Annotated in this window: 26 protein-coding genes and 3 tRNA genes; 4 read left to right on the top strand and 25 right to left on the bottom strand. The window is 63.6% G+C overall.

Annotated elements, in window-relative coordinates; translation table 11 throughout:
* Window positions 1-209: 209 nt before the first annotated feature.
* From FJU11_RS15165 to FJU11_RS15145, 5 genes are all read right to left on the bottom strand, one after another.
* Window positions 210-1463: an SAM-dependent methyltransferase gene (locus tag FJU11_RS15165; RefSeq protein WP_141167920.1), complete on the bottom strand. Its 1254-nt coding sequence runs from the start codon at window positions 1461-1463 to the stop codon at window positions 210-212.
* Window positions 1460-2356: a DUF1365 domain-containing protein gene (locus FJU11_RS15160; RefSeq protein ID WP_235891051.1), complete on the bottom strand. Its 897-nt coding sequence runs from the start codon at window positions 2354-2356 to the stop codon at window positions 1460-1462. The genes FJU11_RS15165 and FJU11_RS15160 overlap by 4 nt, the downstream gene beginning before the upstream one ends.
* 5 nt (window positions 2357-2361) lie before the next feature.
* Entirely contained in the window at window positions 2362-3705 is a 1344-nt protein-coding gene (locus FJU11_RS15155) for an NAD(P)/FAD-dependent oxidoreductase (RefSeq protein ID WP_141167919.1), read from the bottom strand.
* 354 nt (window positions 3706-4059) lie between these two features.
* A complete protein-coding gene (locus tag FJU11_RS15150) occupies window positions 4060-4257 on the bottom strand; it encodes a hypothetical protein (RefSeq protein ID WP_141167918.1) in 198 nt (65 codons plus the stop codon).
* 185 nt (window positions 4258-4442) lie between these two features.
* A tRNA-Asn gene (locus tag FJU11_RS15145) sits at window positions 4443-4517 on the bottom strand.
* Between the two features lie 177 nt (window positions 4518-4694).
* Between FJU11_RS15145 and FJU11_RS15140 the strand changes: the two genes are divergently transcribed.
* Entirely contained in the window at window positions 4695-4988 is a 294-nt protein-coding gene (locus FJU11_RS15140) for a hypothetical protein (protein WP_141167917.1), read from the top strand.
* A 7-nt stretch (window positions 4989-4995) separates the two neighbouring features.
* Here the strand turns inward: FJU11_RS15140 and FJU11_RS15135 are convergent, their stop codons facing one another.
* Window positions 4996-6234: a cytochrome P450 gene (locus FJU11_RS15135; RefSeq protein WP_141167916.1), complete on the bottom strand. Its 1239-nt coding sequence runs from the start codon at window positions 6232-6234 to the stop codon at window positions 4996-4998.
* An 88-nt stretch (window positions 6235-6322) separates the two neighbouring features.
* A complete protein-coding gene (locus FJU11_RS15130) occupies window positions 6323-7156 on the bottom strand; it encodes a TrmH family RNA methyltransferase (RefSeq protein ID WP_141167915.1) in 834 nt (277 codons plus the stop codon).
* Window positions 7157-7332: 176 nt separating this feature from the next.
* Here FJU11_RS15130 and FJU11_RS15125 point away from each other — a divergent pair.
* Window positions 7333-7417, top strand: a tRNA-Tyr gene (locus FJU11_RS15125).
* Between the two features lie 30 nt (window positions 7418-7447).
* A tRNA-Gly gene (locus tag FJU11_RS15120) sits at window positions 7448-7521 on the top strand.
* 80 nt (window positions 7522-7601) lie between these two features.
* On the opposite strand, the gene FJU11_RS15115 is transcribed toward FJU11_RS15120, so the two are convergent.
* The 3 genes from FJU11_RS15115 to FJU11_RS15105 are packed head-to-tail and all read right to left on the bottom strand — an operon-like array spanning window position 7602 to window position 9417.
* Window positions 7602-8786 (bottom strand): site-specific integrase, encoded by a 1185-nt coding sequence (locus FJU11_RS15115; protein WP_141167914.1) that lies wholly within the window; start codon window positions 8784-8786, stop codon window positions 7602-7604.
* Complete coding sequence (locus FJU11_RS15110) at window positions 8776-9015, bottom strand: hypothetical protein (RefSeq protein WP_141167913.1); 240 nt, start codon at window positions 9013-9015, stop codon at window positions 8776-8778. The genes FJU11_RS15115 and FJU11_RS15110 overlap by 11 nt, the downstream gene beginning before the upstream one ends.
* A gap of 48 nt (window positions 9016-9063) precedes the next feature.
* A complete protein-coding gene (locus tag FJU11_RS15105) occupies window positions 9064-9417 on the bottom strand; it encodes a hypothetical protein (protein ID WP_141167912.1) in 354 nt (117 codons plus the stop codon).
* Between the two features lie 91 nt (window positions 9418-9508).
* Here FJU11_RS15105 and FJU11_RS15100 point away from each other — a divergent pair, with 91 nt between their 5' ends.
* Window positions 9509-9901 carry a hypothetical protein gene (locus FJU11_RS15100; protein WP_141167911.1) on the top strand — a complete coding sequence of 131 codons (393 nt, stop codon included), beginning with the start codon at window positions 9509-9511 and terminating at the stop codon, window positions 9899-9901.
* 4 nt (window positions 9902-9905) lie between these two features.
* Here the strand turns inward: FJU11_RS15100 and FJU11_RS15095 are convergent, their stop codons facing one another.
* The 15 genes from FJU11_RS15095 to FJU11_RS15030 form a co-directional block, all read right to left on the bottom strand.
* Window positions 9906-10214 carry a hypothetical protein gene (locus FJU11_RS15095; RefSeq protein ID WP_181408205.1) on the bottom strand — a complete coding sequence of 103 codons (309 nt, stop codon included), beginning with the start codon at window positions 10212-10214 and terminating at the stop codon, window positions 9906-9908.
* A gap of 141 nt (window positions 10215-10355) precedes the next feature.
* Window positions 10356-10766, bottom strand: coding sequence for a hypothetical protein (locus FJU11_RS15090; RefSeq protein ID WP_141167909.1), 411 nt, complete (start codon window positions 10764-10766; stop codon window positions 10356-10358).
* 191 nt (window positions 10767-10957) lie between these two features.
* A complete protein-coding gene (locus FJU11_RS18385; RefSeq protein ID WP_181408204.1) occupies window positions 10958-11131 on the bottom strand; it encodes a hypothetical protein in 174 nt (57 codons plus the stop codon).
* Window positions 11132-11244: 113 nt separating this feature from the next.
* Window positions 11245-11673, bottom strand: a complete 429-nt coding sequence (locus FJU11_RS15085; RefSeq protein WP_141167908.1) for a hypothetical protein — start codon at window positions 11671-11673, stop codon at window positions 11245-11247.
* Between the two features lie 711 nt (window positions 11674-12384).
* Entirely contained in the window at window positions 12385-12825 is a 441-nt protein-coding gene (locus FJU11_RS15080) for a hypothetical protein (protein WP_141167907.1), read from the bottom strand.
* A 90-nt stretch (window positions 12826-12915) separates the two neighbouring features.
* A complete protein-coding gene (locus FJU11_RS15075; protein WP_141167906.1) occupies window positions 12916-15825 on the bottom strand; it encodes a phage tail length tape measure family protein in 2910 nt (969 codons plus the stop codon).
* Between the two features lie 11 nt (window positions 15826-15836).
* A complete protein-coding gene (locus FJU11_RS15070; RefSeq protein ID WP_141167905.1) occupies window positions 15837-17459 on the bottom strand; it encodes a terminase large subunit in 1623 nt (540 codons plus the stop codon).
* Window positions 17456-17842: a phage terminase small subunit P27 family gene (locus FJU11_RS15065; protein WP_141167904.1), complete on the bottom strand. Its 387-nt coding sequence runs from the start codon at window positions 17840-17842 to the stop codon at window positions 17456-17458. The genes FJU11_RS15070 and FJU11_RS15065 overlap by 4 nt, the downstream gene beginning before the upstream one ends.
* Window positions 17839-18153 carry a phage head closure protein gene (locus FJU11_RS15060; RefSeq protein ID WP_328591732.1) on the bottom strand — a complete coding sequence of 105 codons (315 nt, stop codon included), beginning with the start codon at window positions 18151-18153 and terminating at the stop codon, window positions 17839-17841. The genes FJU11_RS15065 and FJU11_RS15060 overlap by 4 nt, the downstream gene beginning before the upstream one ends.
* A complete protein-coding gene (locus FJU11_RS15055) occupies window positions 18153-18659 on the bottom strand; it encodes a DUF3168 domain-containing protein (protein ID WP_141167902.1) in 507 nt (168 codons plus the stop codon). Before FJU11_RS15055 ends, FJU11_RS15060 begins: the two co-directional genes overlap by 1 nt.
* Window positions 18652-19074 carry an HK97-gp10 family putative phage morphogenesis protein gene (locus FJU11_RS15050; protein ID WP_141167901.1) on the bottom strand — a complete coding sequence of 141 codons (423 nt, stop codon included), beginning with the start codon at window positions 19072-19074 and terminating at the stop codon, window positions 18652-18654. The genes FJU11_RS15055 and FJU11_RS15050 overlap by 8 nt, the downstream gene beginning before the upstream one ends.
* Window positions 19064-19369 (bottom strand): head-tail connector protein, encoded by a 306-nt coding sequence (locus tag FJU11_RS15045; RefSeq protein ID WP_141167900.1) that lies wholly within the window; start codon window positions 19367-19369, stop codon window positions 19064-19066. The genes FJU11_RS15050 and FJU11_RS15045 overlap by 11 nt, the downstream gene beginning before the upstream one ends.
* Window positions 19366-20127: a hypothetical protein gene (locus FJU11_RS15040; protein ID WP_141167899.1), complete on the bottom strand. Its 762-nt coding sequence runs from the start codon at window positions 20125-20127 to the stop codon at window positions 19366-19368. The genes FJU11_RS15045 and FJU11_RS15040 overlap by 4 nt, the downstream gene beginning before the upstream one ends.
* Entirely contained in the window at window positions 20076-20417 is a 342-nt protein-coding gene (locus FJU11_RS15035; RefSeq protein ID WP_141167898.1) for an HNH endonuclease signature motif containing protein, read from the bottom strand. The genes FJU11_RS15040 and FJU11_RS15035 overlap by 52 nt, the downstream gene beginning before the upstream one ends.
* Window positions 20417-21019 (bottom strand): hypothetical protein, encoded by a 603-nt coding sequence (locus FJU11_RS15030; RefSeq protein WP_141167897.1) that lies wholly within the window; start codon window positions 21017-21019, stop codon window positions 20417-20419. The genes FJU11_RS15035 and FJU11_RS15030 overlap by 1 nt, the downstream gene beginning before the upstream one ends.
* Window position 21020: the final 1 nt, after the last annotated feature.

Raw genomic sequence — 21020 nt, 5'->3', positions numbered from 1 at the left:
TGGCACCGTCCCCATGGCGGGATAAACGACACCGTGCCCATCAGCCGCCTCGGTCTCGATCAGGACAACCTGTTGAGGCTCCACATCTAAGGCGAACGGAAGTCTTGGCCAGCCTTCCGGTATCGCTCCGTGCACCGAAATCCCTGCCGACAGCGTTTTATCGGCGGAACGAAGAGATGCCCATGGTACGATCGAAGGGCAGGGTACCGCTATTCGTAGACGACTTGCCTCACGTCGATATGGCGCGCGCGGAATCCGGCCTCGCAGTACTGCAGGTAGAATTCCCACATGCGCCGGAAGCGCTCGTCGAAGCCGAGAGGGCGGATCGTCGACCAGGCGCGCCAAAAGCGATCGCGCCACTCGACGAGCGTGCGGGCATAGTCGCCGCCGAAGGCGTGCTCGGCAGTTAGGTTCAGTTCGCTTCGCGCCGCGACGTCGCGCAGGTGACGCATCGTCGGCAGCATGCCGCCCGGAAAGACATAGCGCTGGATGAAGTCCGGATTGGACCGGTACCGCTCGAAGGCGGCGTCGTTGATGGTGATGACCTGAAGGCCGGCCTTTCCGCCCGGCTTCAGGCAGCGGCGGACGCGGTCGAAATAGGTCGACCAGTATTTCTCGCCGACGGCCTCGAACATCTCGATCGACACCACGTGGTCGTAGCGGCCGGTCTCGTCCCGGTAATCGCGAAAGGCGATCTCCGTGCGTTCGCCGAGACCCGCTTCGGCGAGCCGTGCACGCGCGAAATCGTGCTGTTCCCTGCTGATCGTCAGGCCGGTGACGCGGCAGCCGATCTCCCGTGCGGCGTATTCTGCGAAGCCGCCCCAGCCGCAGCCGATCTCCAGCACGTGGTCGCCGGGCTCGATGCCCATGGCGGTCGCGAGCGCACGATACTTGGCGTGCTGCGCGCTCGCCAGATCGTTGGCCCCGTTCGAATAGAGCGCCGCGGAATACGACATCGTGGAATCGAGCCATTGCTCGTAGAAGGCGTTGCCGAGGTCGTAGTGCGCGGCGATGTTCTTGCGTGAGCCGGCGCGGGTGTTGGCGTTCAGCCAGTGGCGCAGACGCGAGACGAGCCGAACCACGCCGCCGGCCCTGCCGCCCATGTCGGCGGCGAGATCGGCATTGGCGAGGAAGAGCTGCAGGAAGACGGCGACGTCCGGGCTTTCCCAATCGCCGTCGATGTAGGATTCGGCAACGCCCACGGTTCCGCCGGCAAGCGCACGGCGCGGCAGGTTCCAGTTGGCGAGCCTCACCGCTGCGGCGGGGCCGGGTTCGGCCCCCTCGATACGGAAAACGCGCCCCTCGGGCGTGGCGACGACGAGCGAGCCGCGGCGCATGTGCACCAGCCGCTTCAGCACGAAGCGGGCGCGCAGCGGCAGGCCGCGCACCTGTTCGGCAATCGTTTTGCCACAGAGCGGTTCGGCCGCCTGTACGAAGTCCGCTGGACCGGCGAATGCGTTCATCTCGTCGCTCCGTGTATGCGCCATTCGGCGTCACCTTCCCTGTCGTCCCCGTCCAGACGTATTCCCGCGCGGTGAACGCTGACCGGCGCCGGCGGATCCGGCCGCGGAATGTAGCGCGCGCCTTTCGCCCAAAGCCGGAACGCCTCGATGTGGATGCCGGCGATCACCTTCCAGGTCATTGCCGGCATGTGCGCGAGCAGACCGAGGACCGTCCGGTCGTTCAGTGGCAGCCGCCGGGCGCTGTAGGTCGCCGAGAGGAGGGGGCCCTGCGCATCGGTCTCGAGGATCCGCCAGCGCAGCGCTTCGGCCGGCTCGCCGATGCGGAAATGGTATCGCATCGCCATTGGAACGAACGGCGAGACGTGGAAGCCCTTGTCGCAGCGCTGGCGAATACCGGCAGCGGTCTGCTCGCCCTCGGCGATCGGGCATACATAGGTGTGGCGTTCGCCGAAGGTGTTGCGCACGGCATAGATCAGCGCGATCGGTCGATCCTCGGCGTCGTAGGCGTAATAGATCGAAAGCGGGTTGAACACGTAGCCGAGCACGCGCGGATAGCAGGCGAGAAGCACCCGCCGCGCCTTTCCCGCAAGACCCGCCTGGTTGAGCAGGCTTTCGACGTAGGCGCGCAGCGTCGCATGTCCGCCATCAACATGATCGGCCGCATGAAAGCTCAGGACGTTGGCACGGTCCACGGAAAGAAGGCGACAGCTTTTCCCGGCTTCGGCCAGCCGGTCGATATCCACGACCATCGAGAAGACGGCGTAGGTGAAGCGGTGGGCGACCGGCTTCAGTCGCGCATGCATGACCTTGCCACTGTACAGGGCGAGCGGCGGCAGGCGGTGCGGTCGGGCGCGTGCCGGCCGGAGCGTTTCCATGGCGGGGCGAACGGTCATGATCGCTATTCCGCCGCCGCGGGTAGGGCGGGCTCCGGCTCGTCTTTGCCGATGCGCCAGGGGATGACGCCGCCGAGCGCCTCGGCGGCGGCGAGCCCGGAGACGAGCCCGTCCTCGTGAAATCCGTATCCGGTCCACGCGCCGGCGAAGAAGGTTCCATTCAGCCCCTGGATCGCTTCGAGCCGCGCCTGCACGGCCATCGCCTCGCCGGCGAACTGGGGGTGGGCATAGGAGAACTCGCCGAAGACGGACCCTTCGGCCGGTTCGCGCTCGGGGTTGAGCGTGACGAAGAGTGGACAGGCCGGATCGATGTCCTGCAGCCGGTTCATCCAGTAGGTGACGGAGACGGCGGCATCGCCGGGGCCGGCGTGCGAGCGATGGTAGTTCCACGACGACCATGCGCGCCGGCGCTTCGGCATGAACGCCGGATCGCGGTGCAGGACGACGCGGTTCGCGCTGTAGGGAATGGCGGAAAGGATCGCCCGTTCTTCCGGCGTCGGCTCTTCGAGGACACCCAGCGCCTGATCCGAATGGGTGGCGAGAATGACGCGGTCGAACACCGTTTCGGTGCCCGTGTCGTCGAGAATGCTGACCTCGCCGTCCCGTCTGCGGATAGAAAGGACGCCACGGCCGAGCTTCACGCGCGATCCGAGCGGAGCGAGCAGCCGGTCGAGATAGCGCCGGCTGCCGCCCGTCACGGTGCGCCAGTCCTGCTGTCGCGCGTAGATCAGCCGGTGATTGTCGAAAAACGTGACCAACTGTTCGGCCGAAAAGTCGAGAATGTTCTCGGATGGCGTCGACCAGATCGCCGCGGCCATCGGGGCGAGGTAAAGCTCGGCAAAGCTCTTCGAAAACCGGCGGTCGGCGAGATAGTCGCCCACCGACTTGCCCGCAAGTCGGCCCGAACGACGATCGGCAAGGCACTGCCGATTGAAGCGAACGACGTCGGCGACCATGCGCAGGAAGCGCGGACGCAGGAGATTGCTCTTCTGTGCGAAGAGCCCCCCGAGGCCGTTGCCGCACCATTCCATGCGGCCATGGTCGATCGACAGCGAAAAGCTCATATCGCTCGCATGCGTGCCGACGCCGAGATGGGAGAAGAGCGCGGTAAGGTTGGGGTAGTTCGCCTCGTTGTAGACGATGAAGCCCGTATCGACGGCGATCGGCGTTCCGTCGTAGTCGACCTCGACCGTCGCCGTGTGGCCGCCTGGCCGAGCTCGCGATTCGTAGAGCGTCACGTCGTGAACATCGCGAAGCGCCCATGCGGCGCTGGCGCCGGAGATGCCGGAGCCGACGACGGCGATACGCTTGGCTCCGCCGGAACGTGCGAACGGTGGGGCCGCACTCATCCGGTGAATGCCCCTGCGCGATCGTTCAGCGATGCCGGTGAGAAGATCCGTCCCCCCGATCCGAGTGCGGTGTGCACACCGTGTCCCATGCTTCCTTTCTCGTGTCGCATTCCGACGCCGCCGTTCTCGCCATTCCGATGGTCCGGATACGAGGGCGACGAAGCGATGGTTTCAGCGCGACATATACCGCGCAAGGCCGCATATGACCTTTCCGCTCACGGAAGCGTGATAATTATCTGGATATGAGATGGGAACACGATGTTGGACGGTTTCGGAGCTAAATCGAAAGGTGGATCAATCGACGGTCCTTCCCGGCGCTCGCGAGCCTTGCCCGCGGCGGCATGCGGATCCGGTTCAACCCGATGCCTTTCCGACGGGAATGTTCCGCTTTGCTGCCTCCTCGGCGATGATCTCGTGCACCTCGTTCTCCGGGACGCCGGATTCGTCGAGATCGATACTGCCGGCAATGGTGCCGACATCCACGGGATGAGCCTCGCGAGGAAGTTCATCGAGCTTTTCGCCGATCTGCCGGCGCAGCTTCTCGTTGCTCATGACGTTTCGTTCCTGTTTAGCCAGTCCCGGAACAGGCAGGACGAGCGAAGGTTCCCGGCGCGCCGCGCCCGCACCGTGGCCTGGTGTCGCAGCCATGCGCAAGCAGCGCACGGGGCGCACTTCGTCGTCGTCCGTACGTAATCGAAACGGTCTCTAGAAATCGGGAATGTACGAAAAGAAGAAAGTGGCTCCCCGGGCCGGATTCGAACCAGCGACCGATCGATTAACAGTCGAGCGCTCTACCACTGAGCTACCGGGGAACACCTGCGCATTCGCAGTTGGGCGCGCTATAGCAAACGTGTTTCCGCCTTCCAAGCCGTTTCGTCCAAAAAACTTCCTTTCGCTTGTCGCGCCTTAGAGAAACCTTCATTGAGGTGTGGCCTCCATGATGTCTTCGCACCGTTGGTGCGTCAAAAATCCGGTTTCCCAATTTTCCGATGCCTTCCCGTCAGAACGCCAAATTCTTCGCCTACCACCCGGGCACGAGCAGTCTTTCGATTGCCGGGCGAACCATCAGCCTGCCGAAGAACCGGTTCGCGCGGATCAGTGTCGGCTGCCTGTTCGTGCTCGGCGGTATTTTTTCCTTCCTACCAGTGCTCGGCATCTGGATGCTGCCGCTCGGCCTCCTGATCCTCTCGCAGGACTTCGCCTTCGTGCGCCGGCATCGCCGCAAGTTCGCGGTTCGCTGGTCGCGCTGGCGTCAGCGAAGGGCCGGCCAGCAGCAGGGCTGAGCGCCGTTCACCAGAAAAGGTCCAGCCGCTCGAGCCCGTGGAAATGGAACGTGTCGGCGACCTGGGGCTTTTGGGCGAGGCGAAGACCGGGCAGGCGCGCGAAGAGTGCGGGCAGGGCGATCTGAAGTTCCAGCCTCGCGAGCGGCGCGCCGAGGCAGAAATGCAAGCCGGCACCGAAGGAAAGATGGTCCTTGCGCGTGCGGTCGGGATCGAAGCGGTCCGGCTCTTCGAAATGTACGGGATCGCGGTTGGCGGCTGCGAGAAACAGGCCGATCCGCTCGCCCTTCTTCAACGCGATGCGGTCGATCTCGCAATCCGCCAGCACGTGCCGCATGAACAGATGGAGCGGCGGGTCGAAACGCAGGCATTCCTCGACCGTCGCGGCGGTCCGCTCGGCGGTTCGAAAGAGCGTCGTCGCGTCCCGATCCGATTCGAGGATCGTCCGTACGGCGTTGCCGATCTGATGGACGGTCGCCTCGTGGCCGGCGTTCAGAAGCAGGATCGCCGTCGAGACGCATTCGGCGTCGCTCAACCGTTCCCCGCCGCGTTCGGCGGTGATCATGTGCGTCAGCAGGTCGTCACCCGGCCGACGGCGCTTCTCCGCGATCCTTTCGAGAAGGTACGTTGTGAACGCGCGGCTCGCCGTGTTCGCCGCCACTTCGTCCTCGCGCGTGCGCTCGAACAGGTACATGCGCACCATGGCGTGCGACCATGCGAGAAGCTTCGGGCCATCCGTGGCGGGCAAGCCCAGCATCCAGGCGATGACGGTGACGGGCAGTACCTCGCCGAAACGCGAAAGAAGCTCGACTTCCCCGTCGCTTTCGAAGCTGTCGATCAGGTTATGGGCAAGGGCTTCGATCTCGCTGCGCATGCCTTCCACCTTTCGCGAGACGAAGGCGCGATTGACGAGGGTGCGCAGGCGCGTATGGGCCGGCGGCTCGAGTTCGAGCAGGGAATGGGCTTCCGCGGCATCGAAATCCTTCACGTGCGAGGCCGGCGGCGCCATCCCGAGTTCTTCGCGCGTGGCGATATGCAGGATCTGTCGGCCGAAGCGTCGGTCGCGCAGCAGATCGTTCACGCGTGCGTGGCCGGCGAAGCACCAATGGCCGAGATCTTCCCAGAAGACGGTGCCACCCGCCCGGTGTATCGCCGCATAGGTGCGGTATGGGTCGGCGTAGAGCGCCGGGTCATGGCTGGAGGCGGCGAGGCGCGAATGGCCGCCACCGACGGTGCTTGAGAGATCCATGGCGCAAGTATAACGGGTTCGTCCAACGCCGCGAAGAAGCATGCGCAGGCCATCCACCGAAAGGGGCTGCGTTCTTCCTATCTCCACGTTACTGCGGCCGGCGGCTCACGGCATACATCGCGACGGCGGCCGCGTTGGAAACGTTGAGCGAACGAATGCGCCCCGGCATCGAAAGGCACGCGAGGCGATCGACCGTCTGGCGCGTCTTCTGGCGCAGGCCCTTGCCCTCCGCGCCCATGACGAGGGCGATCCGCGGGCCGGAAATCACGGTCTCCAGCGGCTCGGCTTCGTCGGAATCGAGGCCGATTGTCAGGAAACCCAGGGTGGCGAGCTCGGTGATCGCCTCGGCGAGGTTCTTCGTCTGGATATAGGGAATGTATTCCAGCGCGCCGGATGCCGATTTGGCGAGAACGCCCGATTCCTGCGGGCTGTGCCGCATGGTGGTGACGATCGCGCCCGCATCGAACGCGACGGCGCTGCGCATGATCGCGCCGACATTGTGCGGGTCGGTGATCTGGTCGAGCACGAGGACGAGCGGGCTGTCGACGAGCGAATCGAGCCGGCGGACGGGCAGCGGATCGGCCTCGATCATCACGCCCTGGTGGATCGCATCGGGCCCGAGTTCGCGGGCAATATCCTGCGGCGAGACGATCTCGCACGGAAAGGACGGCGCCGAGGCATCCTCGAGCCCCAGCCTCGCCATCGCGTTACGCGTGACAAGCATGCGCGCGATGCGCCGCTCCGGGTTGTCGAGCGCGGCGCGCACCGTATGAATCCCGTAGAGGCGCACGGGCCCGTCGTTCGCGCCCGGTGGCGATGCCGAGCGGACACCGGGCGAGGTGGTACTCTCGCGCTTGGCGTCGCGATGGGCTCGCCTGAGGCGGGCGTAATGGGCATCCTTGGGCTTCGGAGATTCGTTCATGGGTGGCTTCTTACCCGAAGCCGCCGGCGAGCGCCAACGCAAGCGCGACGGATCGCACGATCTGCGACGCCGGCATGTTGACACGGTCGGGACGCGTCTGCATAACGCGCTCGCAGATCGGCACCGGCGCAAGGCGTTTCCGGTGCCGCTCGCGCCGGGCGTGGCCCTGCCGGTCCGGAGGGGTGTCCGAGTGGTTAAAGGAGGCGGACTGTAAATCCGCTGGCTAAGCCTACGTTGGTTCGAATCCAACCCCCTCCACCATTCCCGGCGCTTCGCACGCGCGATCTTCTGGCGGGTATAGCTCAATGGTAGAGCAGCAGCCTTCCAAGCTGAATATGCGGGTTCGATTCCCGCTACCCGCTCCAGCCTACCTAGCTGAAATTGCTGCTGTTTTACGATTAAGCTCATTGCGCCGTTTCACTGCCGTTTCAGAGGCGTTTCACTGCTATTTCGCCGGGTGCAGACTGGCCCTTGCCGCCGCGACGCGGCGATTGTTTTCGAGATCGTCGTTGCGGACGTAGACCTGTGTTGTCCTGGCGTTCGTATGGCCTGCCAGCTTGCGAGCCGCGTCGAGACTTCCCGTTGCAGCCTCCGCCTCCGAAATCGCACCGGCGCGTGAGTCCATCGACCAGACGTTCTTATCGACGCCGGCTGATTCTGCGATGGCCCGCCAGTCCGTCGCATAGTAGTTTTCGCGGTATGGCAGGGAGGTCGTCTCCGAAACGATCAATGGTCCCACCTTCGGCAGGTCGACATGCTGTAGGACGTGCTGGACCAACGGGCAGGCCGTCAGGTCGTGCCGGGTAGCGGTCTTGTTCTTCGCCGTCAGCGGCACCGTGAGGACGTCGTTTTCAATGTCGGCCGCCGTGAGGCCCTGCCATTTCGTTCGGCCGCGCACGATGCCGCCGTGCTCGCCGTCCTTGATGGGAAGCCATTCACCGATGATATGGATACGACGGAGGCCGGTGTCCCATTGGATCGCTTGCGTGAGGGCGATGGATGGCCGGTTGCTCTTGAGGGCCTGGTCGCAGATGGCGAGGGCGTGCTCGTAGTCCATTTTGATCTTCCGCGGAGCGGGAGCTTCGAACTCTATGAGCGAAAGAATTTCACGTGCGTCTTTGCAACCGTGTAAGCGTTGCTGAAGCCCGTAGGAGAGAATTGCGCGCAGCTTGCGGATGCCGCCGTGCGCCCGCCTTACGTGATCTCCCTTGGCCCATTCTCGATACCAGCGTCGAAAGTCGTCGCCCTTCAGCTTGACGACAGCGCGCTCGCCGACCGTCTTTTCGATCATGCGCAGCGTCGGTTCGTAGTCACGAATGCGGGTCGTGTGCTTGAGAGACTGAAACGGCGATTCCGGGTCGGTGCGATAGACGCGGATGAGCGAGCCGATCGTGCCGTCGAAGACGGGGCCGGTTTTCATGCCTTCCAAGTCGCCTAGCAGTTCGTCCGTCCAGGCTTGGCAGATAGCGGCGATCTGGTCTTCGTCGGCGTCATGGGCGATCTGCCTTACAGGCAAGCCTTTCGGTGCCTTCGAGCAAGCGCGTGACGGGTTCCAGTAATGCACGACGCTGCCGTCGGTGCGTTTTCGGGACTGATAGCCGGGACGGTCCCGCCTTAGCTTAGATGCCATCGAAATTTTCCTTTCCGTCATTCACCGCGACGAAGTTGTCGCGAGACGAATCAGAGTCCAAGCCGATTCGACGGTCAAAGAAAAAATGCACGGCACGGCTATCGGTCTTGCCGATGAGGCCATCTTTGCGGGGGAAAAGGTGTGTCGCGCGCAGCCGGGTCAAAGCCCGGTCGCTCAAACCGAAGTGCTCTTTCAGTTGCGTATCGTTCATGAAGCGCGGCGAGGTCATGCCTCACTTATAGCGGCGGGCCGATCGTCTGCCGGAGTGTCGCCGAAATTATTCATCCTCCCATATCGGGATGCGCTTCGTCTTCACGCCGACGAGCCGCAGGACATGCGCGTTCATCCGCTCGGCTTCCGACATGACGAGGAAGTCGACCTTCAGCGTGTGCTGCTCGCCGCAGGCGGCGCATTTGCGGAGCCGGCTGCGGACGGAGAGGATCGGGATGTTTCCGAAAAGCCGTTTGAGGTCGCCGGGGTGGTAGTGTCGGACTGATCCGCAGTAGCAGGACACGCGCACGAGGAAGCCGTCGCGCTCGTGATCGCTTAGGAGAATGGAGAGGGCTTTGCGGTCTGGTCGGTAGCCTTCGGGCATGAGAACGAAATAGGAACATATGCCTTGATGCGTCAAGCCGCCTTTACCGATTGCTGTCTTCAACTTTTGATTGACAACTAGGGGCTAGCTGCTAACGCTCTCGAGCTTTTAGTATTTGGGGCAGCCTATGAACAAAGTTGTATTCGTGCTCTTGGCGCTTGCCGTATCGGGGTGTGTAACACAAGAACAAGTTAATGCTTTGATGGAAACTCAACGGCCGCCTAGCGCACAACAGAAATCGGTAATTGTAAATGCCGCGCGTAACTATGCATATGATCCGTATTCAATTAGAGATGCGGAAATATCCGACGTAATGACGCTAAATAATAAGGGGCTGAAGGCGGTATGTATTAAGGCAAATGCCAAAAACCAATTGGGCGGATACACTGGGAGGACCGCGACTTCGGTTCAATTACTTGATGGACAAGCCGTTAGCCCGACTCCCAACGATCCGGCCTGTTCCTATCCGCAACTTCGCTATCATCCGTTTCCAGAATTAGAGAATCTCAAAAACCTCTAGCGACTCAGAAACGGCCATAGAGCGCGTGTGAGTCGATCGACGTGTCGTCGGCTGCATCGGTAGCCGGCGGCTGCTCGTCGCTGTCAGCAGGCATGCATTCGGGGAAGAGCGCTTCAAGGAAGAGCGGCCGAGCTTCGGTCATGACGCCGGTCGTGTCTGTGCCCGCCGCCTGGTCGGCGAGAACGTCGTTAATCGAGATCTTCGGCGCCCGCGGATCGGTCTGCCGGCGGTCTTCGTTCGCTTTAAGGATAAGGCCGGAGAGACGTGCGCGAAGGAGGTCGTGGCGCACCGCAAGCGCCCTGGTAGCGGCCATCTTGTCTTCATGGCGCTGGCGGTAGCGCGCTTGCTTCTCGGCGTTCGTGAGCGGCATAGCTGGGGGACCTGTTAATAAGAGACGACAAAGGGCGCCACATGGGCGCCCTTCCGATATAGCAGTTCGTGACCGGAAGATCGGTCAATCAATGAAGTCGACGTTGCCACACTCGACGAGATGGACGCGGCCGCCTTCATGGATGAAGACGAGCGGGCCGTCTTTCGTCGCGTGGACTTCCACGCGCTGGACGTTGGTGAAGATGTTGACGTTGGGGGCGTTGGCCTTCACCGACCGGGCCTGGATCGCTTTGACCTCGTCATCGGCGACTGAGCGGATCATGCGAGCGCCTCCCTCCTTCGATTTGAGAGATTCTGCGAACTCGCGGAGGAGCGGAAGCAAGTCGCGTGCTGAGGCCACTTTCGTTCGCTCGTCTTCGCGGCGATCTCCATGGTAGTTTTCTATAGAGGACTCGGCCGTAGCACGTGCCAAGGCCGTTAATTGCGAGTGCGTAGCCAGCACATGCTTTTCGACTTCTGTGTTCACGTTGGTCATGTGTGTTCCTTGGAACGATAAGACGGCCGGCGGCGCACATCGCGATTGATCCGTAGGGATGCAGCTACTTGGCGCAGGCCGGGAGAGATAACGGCGCAGGCATTTTCGCTATGATCCGATGGACAGGTGCTTCGAGGCGCCGCCGGTGTCTTCGATATAGCGGTCCCGCGACGAAGAGTCGTTTTCGCGCGTCACGCCGCTTCGGCCGGTCTGATCGCCTCGGGCCAGACGTTTCCGACTTCGCCGATGATGCGCATGATTTCATCGACGGAGCGCTCGCCGGTGACGGGACAAGTCTTCACGTCCCGGAGAAGGTCGATCATGTGGTGATAGGCTTTGGTCTCGATGAAAGCTTCGTGCCGCATTGGGGGTGTCCGTGGAGTGTGAGTGACTAGGAATCTATGAATCAGTAACGTTACCTTCGTCAATCCAGAATATTCGTTTAAGTTCAGATATTTGATAAGTAAACGCTGACTTATCAGAGATCGTCCCAGGCGTCTCGGGTGAGCCGGAGAAGGTCACGGTTGACGAAGGTGAGCTTGTCGGAGGCGAGAAGCTGGCGTGTGCGCTTGATGCTCTTCGACGAGTAGATCGCCCATCCTTCCGGCCTGTCCATCGATTTTAACGAGCACTGGCGCGCACGGGACGCTTTCGGCTTCTCACCTGCCGCACGACGGAAGACACGCGCCACGGCCTTCCTATGGGCCAGGGAAGCGTTGTCGAGGATGACGGTGCCGTGCAAATGCAGCTTCCCGTCGCCGGGCGCCACCTCGAAGCCGATCGCGAACGGCAGGACATGGCCGAAGGTTCGGCGCATTTCCTTGCCGATGGCGTTGGAGAGAAGGCGACACGGGTCCGCATGGTCAAGAGCCGTTCCCTCGCGTCCGATGCCGAGATCCAGAGACAAGGCCAGAGCGTTGTGCCGGCCGGCGACACGGATCGATGCGACGAACTTCTCTTCCGGTGACGATGCGCGCCACGTCGAGCGGATAGGAGAAGAGGACGATGAAGACGACGGGCGCGCGACGCTGGTCGACGTGGAAGGAAGGACGGGCGACGTAGACGACGAGGGAAGAGTGACGCGTGAAGAGGGAGCCGAAGACGTGTGCGAAGAGGGTGTGCGAAGGGGCGGATGGGTGGGTGCAGGAAGGGGTGTTTGTGGGGCTACTAGACGACCGCCAGACAGCGCGCGATCAAAGGTCTGAAAAGGCTCGGGAAAGTCGAGGTTTTCGATTGTCGGCGTTGACGCAATTTTGCACGGCGTTTCGGGGCTTTGAAGTTGGTCTAGCACGGCGTCGAGTTCATCGAGTTCGCGTTGCGTCAGGCCGTTCCAGACAGGTGCGTCCATCCGGTCGAGGTCGTCGAGGACGGCTTGTATGTGGCCGGGAACCGGCTTCGGGTTCGCCTCGACGATCGCGCGGATCTCGGCGGCGAAGGGTTCCATCTCGCGGCGTGCGTCGGCTTCACGCTGGCGACGGGCGGCGATGGACGCTTCCACGCGAGCATAGAGCGCCGCATATTTCGGATGACTAAAGGTCGGGGTGGTGGTATGATTGTCCATCGAGAAAACAGTCATGGGGCCGGTCGTGTTCGAGCACGCCGGCCTTTCTTTTTGAGGTTAGGCCGCAGCCTTGCGGAGAAGGCGGGCGAGGTCGCCGGCGATCGAACGGGCGACGGCTCGATAGGCGCCGGTCGTCGTGTCGGTGATCTTCACGCTCGTCCCGCGCCGAAGGATCTCGAAGGACTCGTCGAGGTCGAGCCAGCCGGCGTTCTGCGTGCCGGCCGGTTCTGCCATCCGGTCGAGCAAGTCGGCGACGGATTTCGCCGTCGAGCGCTTCATGCGGAGGTGAAGGTCGCTTTCGGGATGCGCGAGACGCACGGTGTTGCCGACGCGCTCGACGGTCCAGCCGGGAAGCTCGTCGGCGATCCGGCCTTCGTGAATGGCGGTGGTGAGGAAGCCGCCGATCGTATCAGCGAGTGAGGTGCCATCGCGGTGTGCGAGGGCGGCAAGCTGGGCATGACGTTCGACCGGAAGGCCGACGTTGATGGTTTGGGTCATTACGTTTTCCGGGGTCGGGTTACTATCACATAAGTATATAGCAAGTCCGTGCCCTGAAGTTCATCGGCGACGGGCGCCGATGCGATTTTTTCAGCGCGAGCGCCCGGCGTTGGCGATCATGTTGCCGGCGCGCATCTGGCGGCGCATCTCGTCGGCGACGACGCCGCGCATCGTGCCTTCCATCTCGCGGCCGATGCGCTTCGCAAGGTCGCTGTTCTGCTCGGGTGTGCCGCCGCTCGCGTTCACGGTGACGGGCGCAGAGATTGAGATCGTCGTCGTCGCTTCCTTGCTCGACGAGCGGGTAGCGGCCGGAGCGAGCGAGCGCCCGACGAGTCCGCCGTCGCTGTAGCCCTTCAAGGCCGAGCGGTGAAGCTGGTCGAGGTTCGAAGCTCCAAGCGTGCGCACGGCGTCAGCGCTCATGACGTATTCGCCACGATGCACCAGGCCGGCCGGATCATACTTCCCACCGTCGCCGGTGTAGCCGCCCGATGAGAAGCCGAAAATCTTGCCGAAGATGCCACCCTTCGAGACGTGGAAGAGGCCGGCAAGCGGTCCTTCGCCGAGAAGAGACGCCTGAATGCTCGCCTCGATGAGGCTTTGCAGCATCCGTTGTAGCGCCTGCTCGGCGCTCATGCTGCCGGTGAGAATGCCCGATAGGGCGCTCGTCGCCTGCTCGCCGAAATACCGGGAAGCTTCGGCGGCTTGGCGCTGTGCCTCGGCGGCGTCCTTCTGGCTTTGTGCGTATTGCCGGACCTTCTCTTCGCTTTCCGCCATGCCGGCGGCGAGCTTGCCGATCTCGGTGCGCTGGTGCGGCGAAAGCTTGATGCCGGCGTCCTTGGCCTGATTGAGTAGATCCTGCTCGTGCCGGAGCTTCGACGCTTCGACGGCGGTCATGTCGAGCGCTTGGCGTTCCTGGGCCTGCGCGGCAATGTAGCGCTGACTATCGGCGATGATGCGCGCATACTCGTCGCGCTGCTCGCGGGCGTGCTCGACGTTCGCCGCCTTCGTCACGTCCATCGCCGGCATGTCGACGGAGGTCCCGTCATAGGCTTTCCTGATCGTGGCATCGTCGACGCGGGCGAGACTGGTCCATTCCTTGCGCAGCGCAGCCGGATTGTTCCCGCGCTGGCGTAGAAGTTCCTGGGCGAGCCGGTCCTGCATGTCGCGGTCGAAGAGGTCGGAACCGGAGAGGCCGAGCGACGAGCGCAGGCCGCGCAGGGTTCGCCGCGTGATCTGGAATCTGCCGAGTGCCGACGAGCCGAAGGTGTTCGAAGGGTCGGCAAGCATCCGGGTCTGAAGCTTGTCGATGTCGTCGAGCGACATGGTGACGAGATTGCGGTTGCCGCCGGTGAAGCGGCCATAGCCGAGCGTTTCGTTGTAGCCGCGGCCTTTGTCGGTGCCTTCCGAAAAGCCGATCAGGTCGAGCATTCCGCGGTTAGCGGCCTCGCGCGCGTCCTTCGTCGTGAGTGCGTGGAGGGCCTGGTCGTGCAGGCGAGCGGCGTCCTGGGCCTCGCGTGCCGAACCGGCTTTCGCGAGCGCGGCCTGATATGCGTCGTCGATCCGGGCCTTCGCATCGAGGGTCGCCAGCGACTCGGCGAGTTCGGGGATCTCTTCCTTCAGCCCGTGGATGGCTTCGGCGAAGGTGCGGAAGCCGGAGGCGGCATTCGTCGCCGACGTGTTGACGTTGCCGAGCGCGCCGTTGACGGAATCGAGATGAGGCTTCGTGCCCGTCAGTTCGTTGCGCTGGTCGACGAGCGACTGCTTCAGCGCCGGCAGGGAGCGCTTCGCCAGTTCATCGATCGTGCCGAAGCGCGTCTTCAGCGCCTGGGCGAGCTTGGCGGCAGCGGCATCCGCCGCGCCGGCGGCGCCGGCCACGTTGAACGCGTCATTGATCCGTGCTTCCGGTGAAAGCTTCTGGCCGGCCTGGCGGGCGAGGTTCGGGTCGAGGATTTCGACGCCGTTCAGTAGACCGTGCTTCGCCAGGAATTCCGCCGTCGAGGCGAAGAAACCGGAGTTGCCGAAGGTGTTCAGCTTCTTGTGAAGCTCGTCGAGCGCGTCCATCGTATGATGCACCGCTTCGTCGATCGTGATGATGCTCGACGCGATGTTCTGCATGGCGTTGAAAAGCGCCTGGCCGATGTCGGTCATCGCGTTGGTGAAGCGCGGGTCGGAAACCGTATCGATGAGGTCTTCGACCTTCTCGCGCAGGCCGTCGACTTCCGGGCCGTGGAGTTCGAAGGCATCGCCGAGTGCATTGCCGAGCGCTTCGATCGCACCGCCGAGCGTGTCGCGGGCAGCGCGTGCCGTGCCGCCGAATTCGGTCTGTAGCTCGCGCAGGATGAGCTTTTGCGCTTCCGCCTGCCGGCCGGTCTCGACGAGGTTCTTGATGACCTTTTGCTGGTCGGTGGAGAAGTTCACGCCGACGCGGCGTAGCGCGGTGACGCCCTGGATCGGGTCTTGCAGCGCCTTGCCGAGTTGGGTCGCCGAAGACTTCAGGTCTTGTCCGAGCGCTTTGGACATATCCAGGACGGTTTCCGTCGCCTGGGGGAAAACGTCCTGCTTGATGTTCGTGAAAGTCAGCAGGAGCGACTGCGCGGAAAGGATCGTCTCGTCGCCGTAGGTCGTCACCTTCTGAAGGCTGGCGGCGAGCTTCTGTGCGGCTTCGGAGGTGACGCCGGCAACGCCCTTCGTCGACTTGAGCACCGTGTTCAGCTGGTTGACAGCGTTCTGCTGCGCGACTGTCTTTTCAATGAAGTTTTTGCCGAGTGCGCCAGCGGCGCCGATGAGCGCGAGCGGGGCGAGGTAGACCGTGGCCGAGCGGGCAATGCCCTTGAAGGCGTTCGTGAAGTAGGAGTCCATGCGCTCGCTGGACTGCTTCGCGCGTGCTTCCATGCGTCGATAGCCGGTGTCGGTGAGCACGCCGGCGCGGCGCATTCCGGCTTCGAGCTTGTTCAGCTTGGCTTCGAGGGTGACGGCGAGGATTTGCCCGTCGTTTGCCATTTCGTTTGTCCTTATGCGGCGGCTTCGAAAAGCGCATCGAAGTCGTCGGCGCCCATGTCGAAGATACTTTTGGTGATCTGGTGGTTGGCTGCGCGCGATACGGCCATGGCGCAGGCGACGGCGCCGTCGATCCGGTCGGTGGCCTTCGCCTTGTGCATCCGCACGAGGCCGGTGTCGCCGCGAGACGCGACGACGGAATCGAAGTGATGCCGAAGGACCGGATGCCCGCTGTGTCTGATCCGCCTTCCGTTGACGATGCGCTCGAGATCGCCGATCGCCGGTCCCATCGTCAACGGGCCTTGCCGCATCTCAATGACGGGAATGCCGTCCCGGCTGAGGCGCGTCATCATGGTGCGCGCGAGGGCCGGATCGAATCCGACTTCGCGAACGTCGAAGGTCGCGCAGAGGTTGCGAATGGCGTTCTCGACGGCGGTCGGTTCGATGATCGGGCCATCGATGACGACGAGGTGCCCCTGGTCGCGCCATAGGCCGTAAGGCACGCCGTCCCGGTGCGCGCGCTCGTCGAGATCGTCACCGGGAATGAAGAATGTCGGGCGGATGGTGATCCGGCCGTCTTCGTGCTTCCACGCGGCGACGATGGCCGTCAGGTCGCCGGAAATGGAAAGATCGACGCCGATGAAGCACGGCAGGCCGGCAAGGTCGTCGAGGTCGATCGGGAACTTCCCCGCGTCATAGGTCGCCATGTCGAAGAGTGGATCGCGGCTTTGCGCCTTCCAGACGTTCAAATGAAACTGCTCGAAGGCGTGCCGTTCGGCGGGTCGATGCTCGGCTTCGCGGGCGAGCGTGCGCAGCGCGTCGAGGTTCGGGAAGCCATGGGCGAGGCCGGGATTGACGCGGTGCCAGACTGCTTCGTCGCGCCAGTCTTCGCCGTCCTGCATCTCGAAGATGATCGGCAGGAAGGCCGGGTCTTCGATCTCGCCGGCGGCGACGCGGCGGGCATACTCGTATTCCGAAAATCCCAAGTTTTCGCTGCCACGGCCGGCGGTGGTGGCAACGACCATGAGGGCGCCGGCGGTCTTCGCCATGCCGGAGCGCAGCGCTTCCCATAGCTCGCGGCCCTTCCAGACGTGAATTTCATCGACGAGCACGAAGCTCGGCGTCTTGCCGTGCTGGGCGGCGCCATCCGACGAGATCGCCATCAGCGTCACGTCGTCGGCCTTGTAGACGATCCGCTTCGGCGCGTTCCACGCATCGTTTATCTTCGTGGCGGCGACGAGGCGCTTGTCGGCGCGAACGATGTTCGCCGCCTCGCGGAAGCCGATGCCCGCTTGCTCGCGATCGGATGCGGCGAAGATGACTTGCCCGGCCGGCACGCGCTCGGGGCCGAGCGTATGGAGAAGGGCAAGCGCGGCGGCGAGCGAAGTCTTCCGGTTGCCGCGCGGGATCATGAAGAAAACCGTCTCAACGATCCGCCGGCCATCCGGGTGACGGGGGCCGTAGATGCGCCGCACGATGCGTTCCTGCCAGGGGTGAAGCTGAAACGCACGACCGGGTGCGGAGCTTTGCGGATGGCGAAGGCGGCGCAGGAATTTGACGGCACGCTCGCCGCAGCCGAGCGGGTCGTCGATCGGGGTCTCGTCGAAGATCCAGGCGGGGAACGTGCTCGCTTTCATCGCACGTCGAGCGGGTTGTCGTCGGCTTCGGCCGGCTCGCCAGCCTGGACACGCGCGCGGCTGGTCGGCGAAAGGCCGTATTCGGCGGCAAGCTGCCGGGCCGTCTGCATGGCGCGGTTCTGCATCCCGAAGAGCGTCTTATCGAGGCCGGTGGTGCGGAAGGCGTCTTCGATCTCGCGGACACGGCCACGCGCTACGCAAAAATCCTCGATGCCGCCGAGATCGGCCTTCGTGATGATCCGATCTTCGATGAGGCGCGGCATGACGCGGCGCCATTCGGCTTTCGCATAATCGTTGAAGTAGCGGGGAACCGGCGGCGCCTTCGTCAGCGGTTCGCGATCCTGCGAGAGAGGCGGCTTCACACCGCGAAGGTGCGTGCTCATGACGTGGACGTGCCGCGCAGTTCGAGGCCGCGCCGGCGGCCGATCTCGACGATCTCGTCGAGGTCGAAGTGCTTGCCATCGTAGGTCACGCGATCGGCGGTCGTGAGGCCGGCGAGGTAGCGAATGCGGAAGACGACGTTGCCGTTCTCGGCTTCGCCGTATCCCGTCAGACGCTCGTGCATCGACGCGGTGACAATTTCGGCGCGCACCGTGGCGATCTTGGTCCATGTCTTCGAGATGGCGCCGCTGTCCGCGACGGTCTCGGTCTGGCGTTCGAGGCTGATCGTTCGGTCGAGTTTGCCGGCACGCATTATCGAAGTCCCGCGTTGAAGAGGTCGACGAGATCCGGCATCGGTTCGGCCGGCTGGTAGGCGTCTTCACCGCCGATCGGCGAGCCATCCGCCGCCCATCGCATCGTCGCCTCGACGGTCATCACGCCGTGCGTCAGGTTCTGTGCTGGATCGGGGTCACGCATCCATCGGACGGAAAGGTGCTCCCATTCGTCGATGACGAAGTCGGGCGAAGCCGGAGCGATGCGCAGCGCGTTCATCACGGCGAAGCCGATCGCCTTTGCCGTCTCGGCGCCGTCTTCGAGCGCCCATATGTGCGTGTTGAGGTAGACCGTAGCGACGAGTTGTGAGCCGGCGGCGTTGCCGAGAAAGATCGTTTGTCCGCTGGCGAGGATGATCGTCGGCATTCGATCGGGACGCGTCGAGCCGGCGCGCACGAGATCGGGTGCGACGAGCGCGGTGACGGCCGGGTCGGCGATGAGCCGGGAACGGATAGCGGCAGCGAGCGCGACGGTCGGTTCACGCATCGAAAGCTTCCTTGATCGACTTGTTTATCGCACGCGTGATGCGGCGCGTGGCTCGGGCCTTCAGGAGGCGATAGACGGGCCAGAAATACGGCTGGGCTTCCGCCTTGCTGGTCCCGTATTCGACGAGGTGCGCATAGCGCACGTCCTTGTTCCCGGCGGTGACGATCGCCTCGAAGGGTCCGGCAACGCGTGAGCCGCCGGGCTGCGAGTAGGGCGGCGTCGTCTCGCCAGGCAGCGTGACGGCGATGCTTTCGATGAGTTTGCCGGTCGCACGCGAGGGCATGGCGGCGAAGCGCATAGCGTTCGCCATTTCCTCGCCGGACTTTTCGAGCGCTGGCTTCACTGCCTCGCGCGCAGCCTCGACGACGCGTTCGAAGGCGGCAAGCGTCTCGGGAAGGCCGCTTTCAGAACGCATCGGTAAAGCTCCATTCCCGGTGCGGCCGGGCAAGGTCGGTGACGCCGAAGGGAACCGGAAGGGTGGAGACGCCGAAGCTCGCCGCCTCGCGCTGCTCGTAGTGATAGGCGGCGAGTTGGAGGACCGCCTCGACGAGATCGGCCGGCAGCGGGTCGAAGGTCGAGAGGGGTTTGCCGATGTAGCCGGCAAGCCATGCTTCCGCAGCGCCGAGCTTGTGAGCCAGAAGCACGTCGTCGTCGGTGCCGACGAGATTAAGCTGGGCCTTCAGAAGGTCGATGGAGACGAGGGTCGTCATTCGGGCGATCTTTCAGAAAAATCTAAATTGACGCTATCTTGTGTCGTGGACCGTCCGCCGGTCTCCAAAGAGATCGCGCAATTGGAAGGCACCCCCCGGTCATCGTCAGCGGTCGTGATGGTGATGCGGATGGTGCCGACCGTGATCGTCACCGCGTTCTCGACGGGCACCGTGCGACGTTTTCGCTTCGCGCTCGTCGGCTTGGTCAGCGTTCCCGTCTTCTTAGGAATCGGCGGATGCGCATGCTTTTGCATGGTTAGTGCTTCGCCGATCGTCATGCCTTTTCGGATGCGATGACTTAGCGTCTCGTAGCTGATGCCGCTCTTGGCCGCCCATTCGGCCACCGTCAGCGTCTCGCCGTCATGGGTATGGGGAAGGTTCTTTTTTGGGTTCTTCTCGCGATCGATAGCGACTTCAAGGGGAGTGCCACGCGAGAGGCGTTGCGCAATCGTCGACTTCGGAATGCCGGTGCGTTCGGACCATTCCTTGATCGAAAGGGTTTCGCCGTCGAGCGTGTAGAGCCGAGTTCGCGGGGGTTTCGGAAGGCGTTGGCCAGCGACGGCGACCATCGGCGTGGTGATCGCCGCTTCGATCGGCATGCCTTCGTCGAGCCGTGTAACGATGAGGTCAGCGGGGATGCCGTAGTCGAACGCCCATTCCGTGATCGGTTGGGTGATGCCGTCGAAGGTGACCGGGGTATCGGCGTTCATTGCTGGTGCTCTTCGCGTTGCTTGTGCCGGTTGTGGCAAGGCGCGCATAGCGGTTGCCAGTTGGAGCGGTCCCAGAAGAGACGGTCGTCGCCACGGTGCGGGGTGATATGGTCGACGATGGTCGCCGGGTTGCCGCAGCGGCGGCAGAATGGGAACGCGTCGAGGTAGTCGCGGCGAGCCGCTTCCCAACGCCGGTTATAGCCGCGTGCGCGAGCGTTCGGTCGGCGGGCGTCGTGGCGGGCTTTCCGGGCGCGAGCGCGTGCGATCTGGCAGGCGCAGCGCTCGCCGGCGGGCACGACGTTTCCGCAGGTGCAGAGGAAGGGGAAGCGAGCGGCCATTAGCTTGCGCCCCCTGCGAGTTCCTTCAAGCGGGCGATGTTCTCACGAAGCTGCTCGGGGCTGATCTCGCCGTCGTCATGGGGGCCGGGCTGGCCTTCGTCGTCGGCGCTGCCATGGATGGCCGAAAGCTTGGCGATGAGGCCGCGATGGGCGGTGATGATCTCGGCGGGCGTGGCGGTCCAGGTGGTTTCCGGTGTCCAGCCGAGCCATCCGGTGCCGATCTCGAAAAGGTTGTCGAGAGCTTTGCCCATGTCGAAGGGCTTTCCGGTCGTGCGCTTGTCACGTTCGGCCGGATGCTCTTCGGTCTCGTCGACGCCGAACGTCTCGGCGACGAAGCGGAAGAGCGCTTCGGAGAATGCGGAGAGGCCGATGACGCCGTGCTCGTCGATCGTGCGTTCGACGATCTGATGGCCGAGCGGGTCGAAGTCGGTGCCGGCGTCGATCATGTCGAGGATCGTCGAGATGGTCGTGATCTGGATCCCTTCGACGAGCCTGCCGAAGCCGTGCGCCTGGTAGAGAAGATGCGCGGCCCGCAACGATGGCCGAAGGCGCACGGCGTCGGAACCGTGCGCGATCGTCAGGGGAGAAGTTGCGAGCCGCATG

It is taken from the genome of Pararhizobium mangrovi (genome assembly GCF_006516965.1).
GTDB classification, from domain to species: domain Bacteria; phylum Pseudomonadota; class Alphaproteobacteria; order Rhizobiales; family Rhizobiaceae; genus Pararhizobium_B; species Pararhizobium_B mangrovi.
The sequence above is the reverse complement of the archived record's forward strand: the minus strand, read 5'-3'. Positions and strand labels throughout refer to the sequence as shown.

Excerpts from the sequence above, each read along its gene's own strand:
- FJU11_RS15135 (WP_141167916.1), bottom strand. The coding sequence starts at position 6,234 with ATGGATCTCTCAAGCACCGTCGGTGGCGGCCATTCGCGCCTCGCCGCC.
- FJU11_RS15060 (WP_328591732.1), bottom strand. The coding sequence starts at position 18,153 with ATGCGTGCCGGCAAACTCGACCGAACGATCAGCCTCGAACGCCAGACC.
- FJU11_RS15055 (WP_141167902.1), bottom strand. The coding sequence starts at position 18,659 with ATGCGTGAACCGACCGTCGCGCTCGCTGCCGCTATCCGTTCCCGGCTC.
- FJU11_RS15150 (WP_141167918.1), bottom strand. The coding sequence starts at position 4,257 with ATGAGCAACGAGAAGCTGCGCCGGCAGATCGGCGAAAAGCTCGATGAA.
- FJU11_RS15050 (WP_141167901.1), bottom strand. The coding sequence starts at position 19,074 with ATGCGTTCTGAAAGCGGCCTTCCCGAGACGCTTGCCGCCTTCGAACGC.
- FJU11_RS15075 (WP_141167906.1), bottom strand. The coding sequence starts at position 15,825 with ATGGCAAACGACGGGCAAATCCTCGCCGTCACCCTCGAAGCCAAGCTG.
- FJU11_RS15070 (WP_141167905.1), bottom strand. The coding sequence starts at position 17,459 with ATGAAAGCGAGCACGTTCCCCGCCTGGATCTTCGACGAGACCCCGATC.
- FJU11_RS15035 (WP_141167898.1), bottom strand. The coding sequence starts at position 20,417 with ATGGCCGCTCGCTTCCCCTTCCTCTGCACCTGCGGAAACGTCGTGCCC.
- FJU11_RS15130 (WP_141167915.1), bottom strand. The coding sequence starts at position 7,156 with ATGAACGAATCTCCGAAGCCCAAGGATGCCCATTACGCCCGCCTCAGG.
- FJU11_RS15040 (WP_141167899.1), bottom strand. The coding sequence starts at position 20,127 with ATGCGCGCCTTGCCACAACCGGCACAAGCAACGCGAAGAGCACCAGCA.
- FJU11_RS15100 (WP_141167911.1), top strand. The coding sequence starts at position 9,509 with ATGAACAAAGTTGTATTCGTGCTCTTGGCGCTTGCCGTATCGGGGTGT.
- FJU11_RS15065 (WP_141167904.1), bottom strand. The coding sequence starts at position 17,842 with ATGAGCACGCACCTTCGCGGTGTGAAGCCGCCTCTCTCGCAGGATCGC.
- FJU11_RS15110 (WP_141167913.1), bottom strand. The coding sequence starts at position 9,015 with ATGACCTCGCCGCGCTTCATGAACGATACGCAACTGAAAGAGCACTTC.
- FJU11_RS15080 (WP_141167907.1), bottom strand. The coding sequence starts at position 12,825 with ATGACCCAAACCATCAACGTCGGCCTTCCGGTCGAACGTCATGCCCAG.
- FJU11_RS15030 (WP_141167897.1), bottom strand. The coding sequence starts at position 21,019 with ATGCGGCTCGCAACTTCTCCCCTGACGATCGCGCACGGTTCCGACGCC.
- FJU11_RS15095 (WP_181408205.1), bottom strand. The coding sequence starts at position 10,214 with ATGGCCGCTACCAGGGCGCTTGCGGTGCGCCACGACCTCCTTCGCGCA.
- FJU11_RS15090 (WP_141167909.1), bottom strand. The coding sequence starts at position 10,766 with ATGACCAACGTGAACACAGAAGTCGAAAAGCATGTGCTGGCTACGCAC.
- FJU11_RS15155 (WP_141167919.1), bottom strand. The coding sequence starts at position 3,705 with ATGAGTGCGGCCCCACCGTTCGCACGTTCCGGCGGAGCCAAGCGTATC.
- FJU11_RS18385 (WP_181408204.1), bottom strand. The coding sequence starts at position 11,131 with ATGCGGCACGAAGCTTTCATCGAGACCAAAGCCTATCACCACATGATC.
- FJU11_RS15160 (WP_235891051.1), bottom strand. The coding sequence starts at position 2,356 with ATGACCGTTCGCCCCGCCATGGAAACGCTCCGGCCGGCACGCGCCCGA.
- FJU11_RS15165 (WP_141167920.1), bottom strand. The coding sequence starts at position 1,463 with ATGAACGCATTCGCCGGTCCAGCGGACTTCGTACAGGCGGCCGAACCG.
- FJU11_RS15045 (WP_141167900.1), bottom strand. The coding sequence starts at position 19,369 with ATGACGACCCTCGTCTCCATCGACCTTCTGAAGGCCCAGCTTAATCTC.
- FJU11_RS15140 (WP_141167917.1), top strand. The coding sequence starts at position 4,695 with ATGCCTTCCCGTCAGAACGCCAAATTCTTCGCCTACCACCCGGGCACG.
- FJU11_RS15115 (WP_141167914.1), bottom strand. The coding sequence starts at position 8,786 with ATGGCATCTAAGCTAAGGCGGGACCGTCCCGGCTATCAGTCCCGAAAA.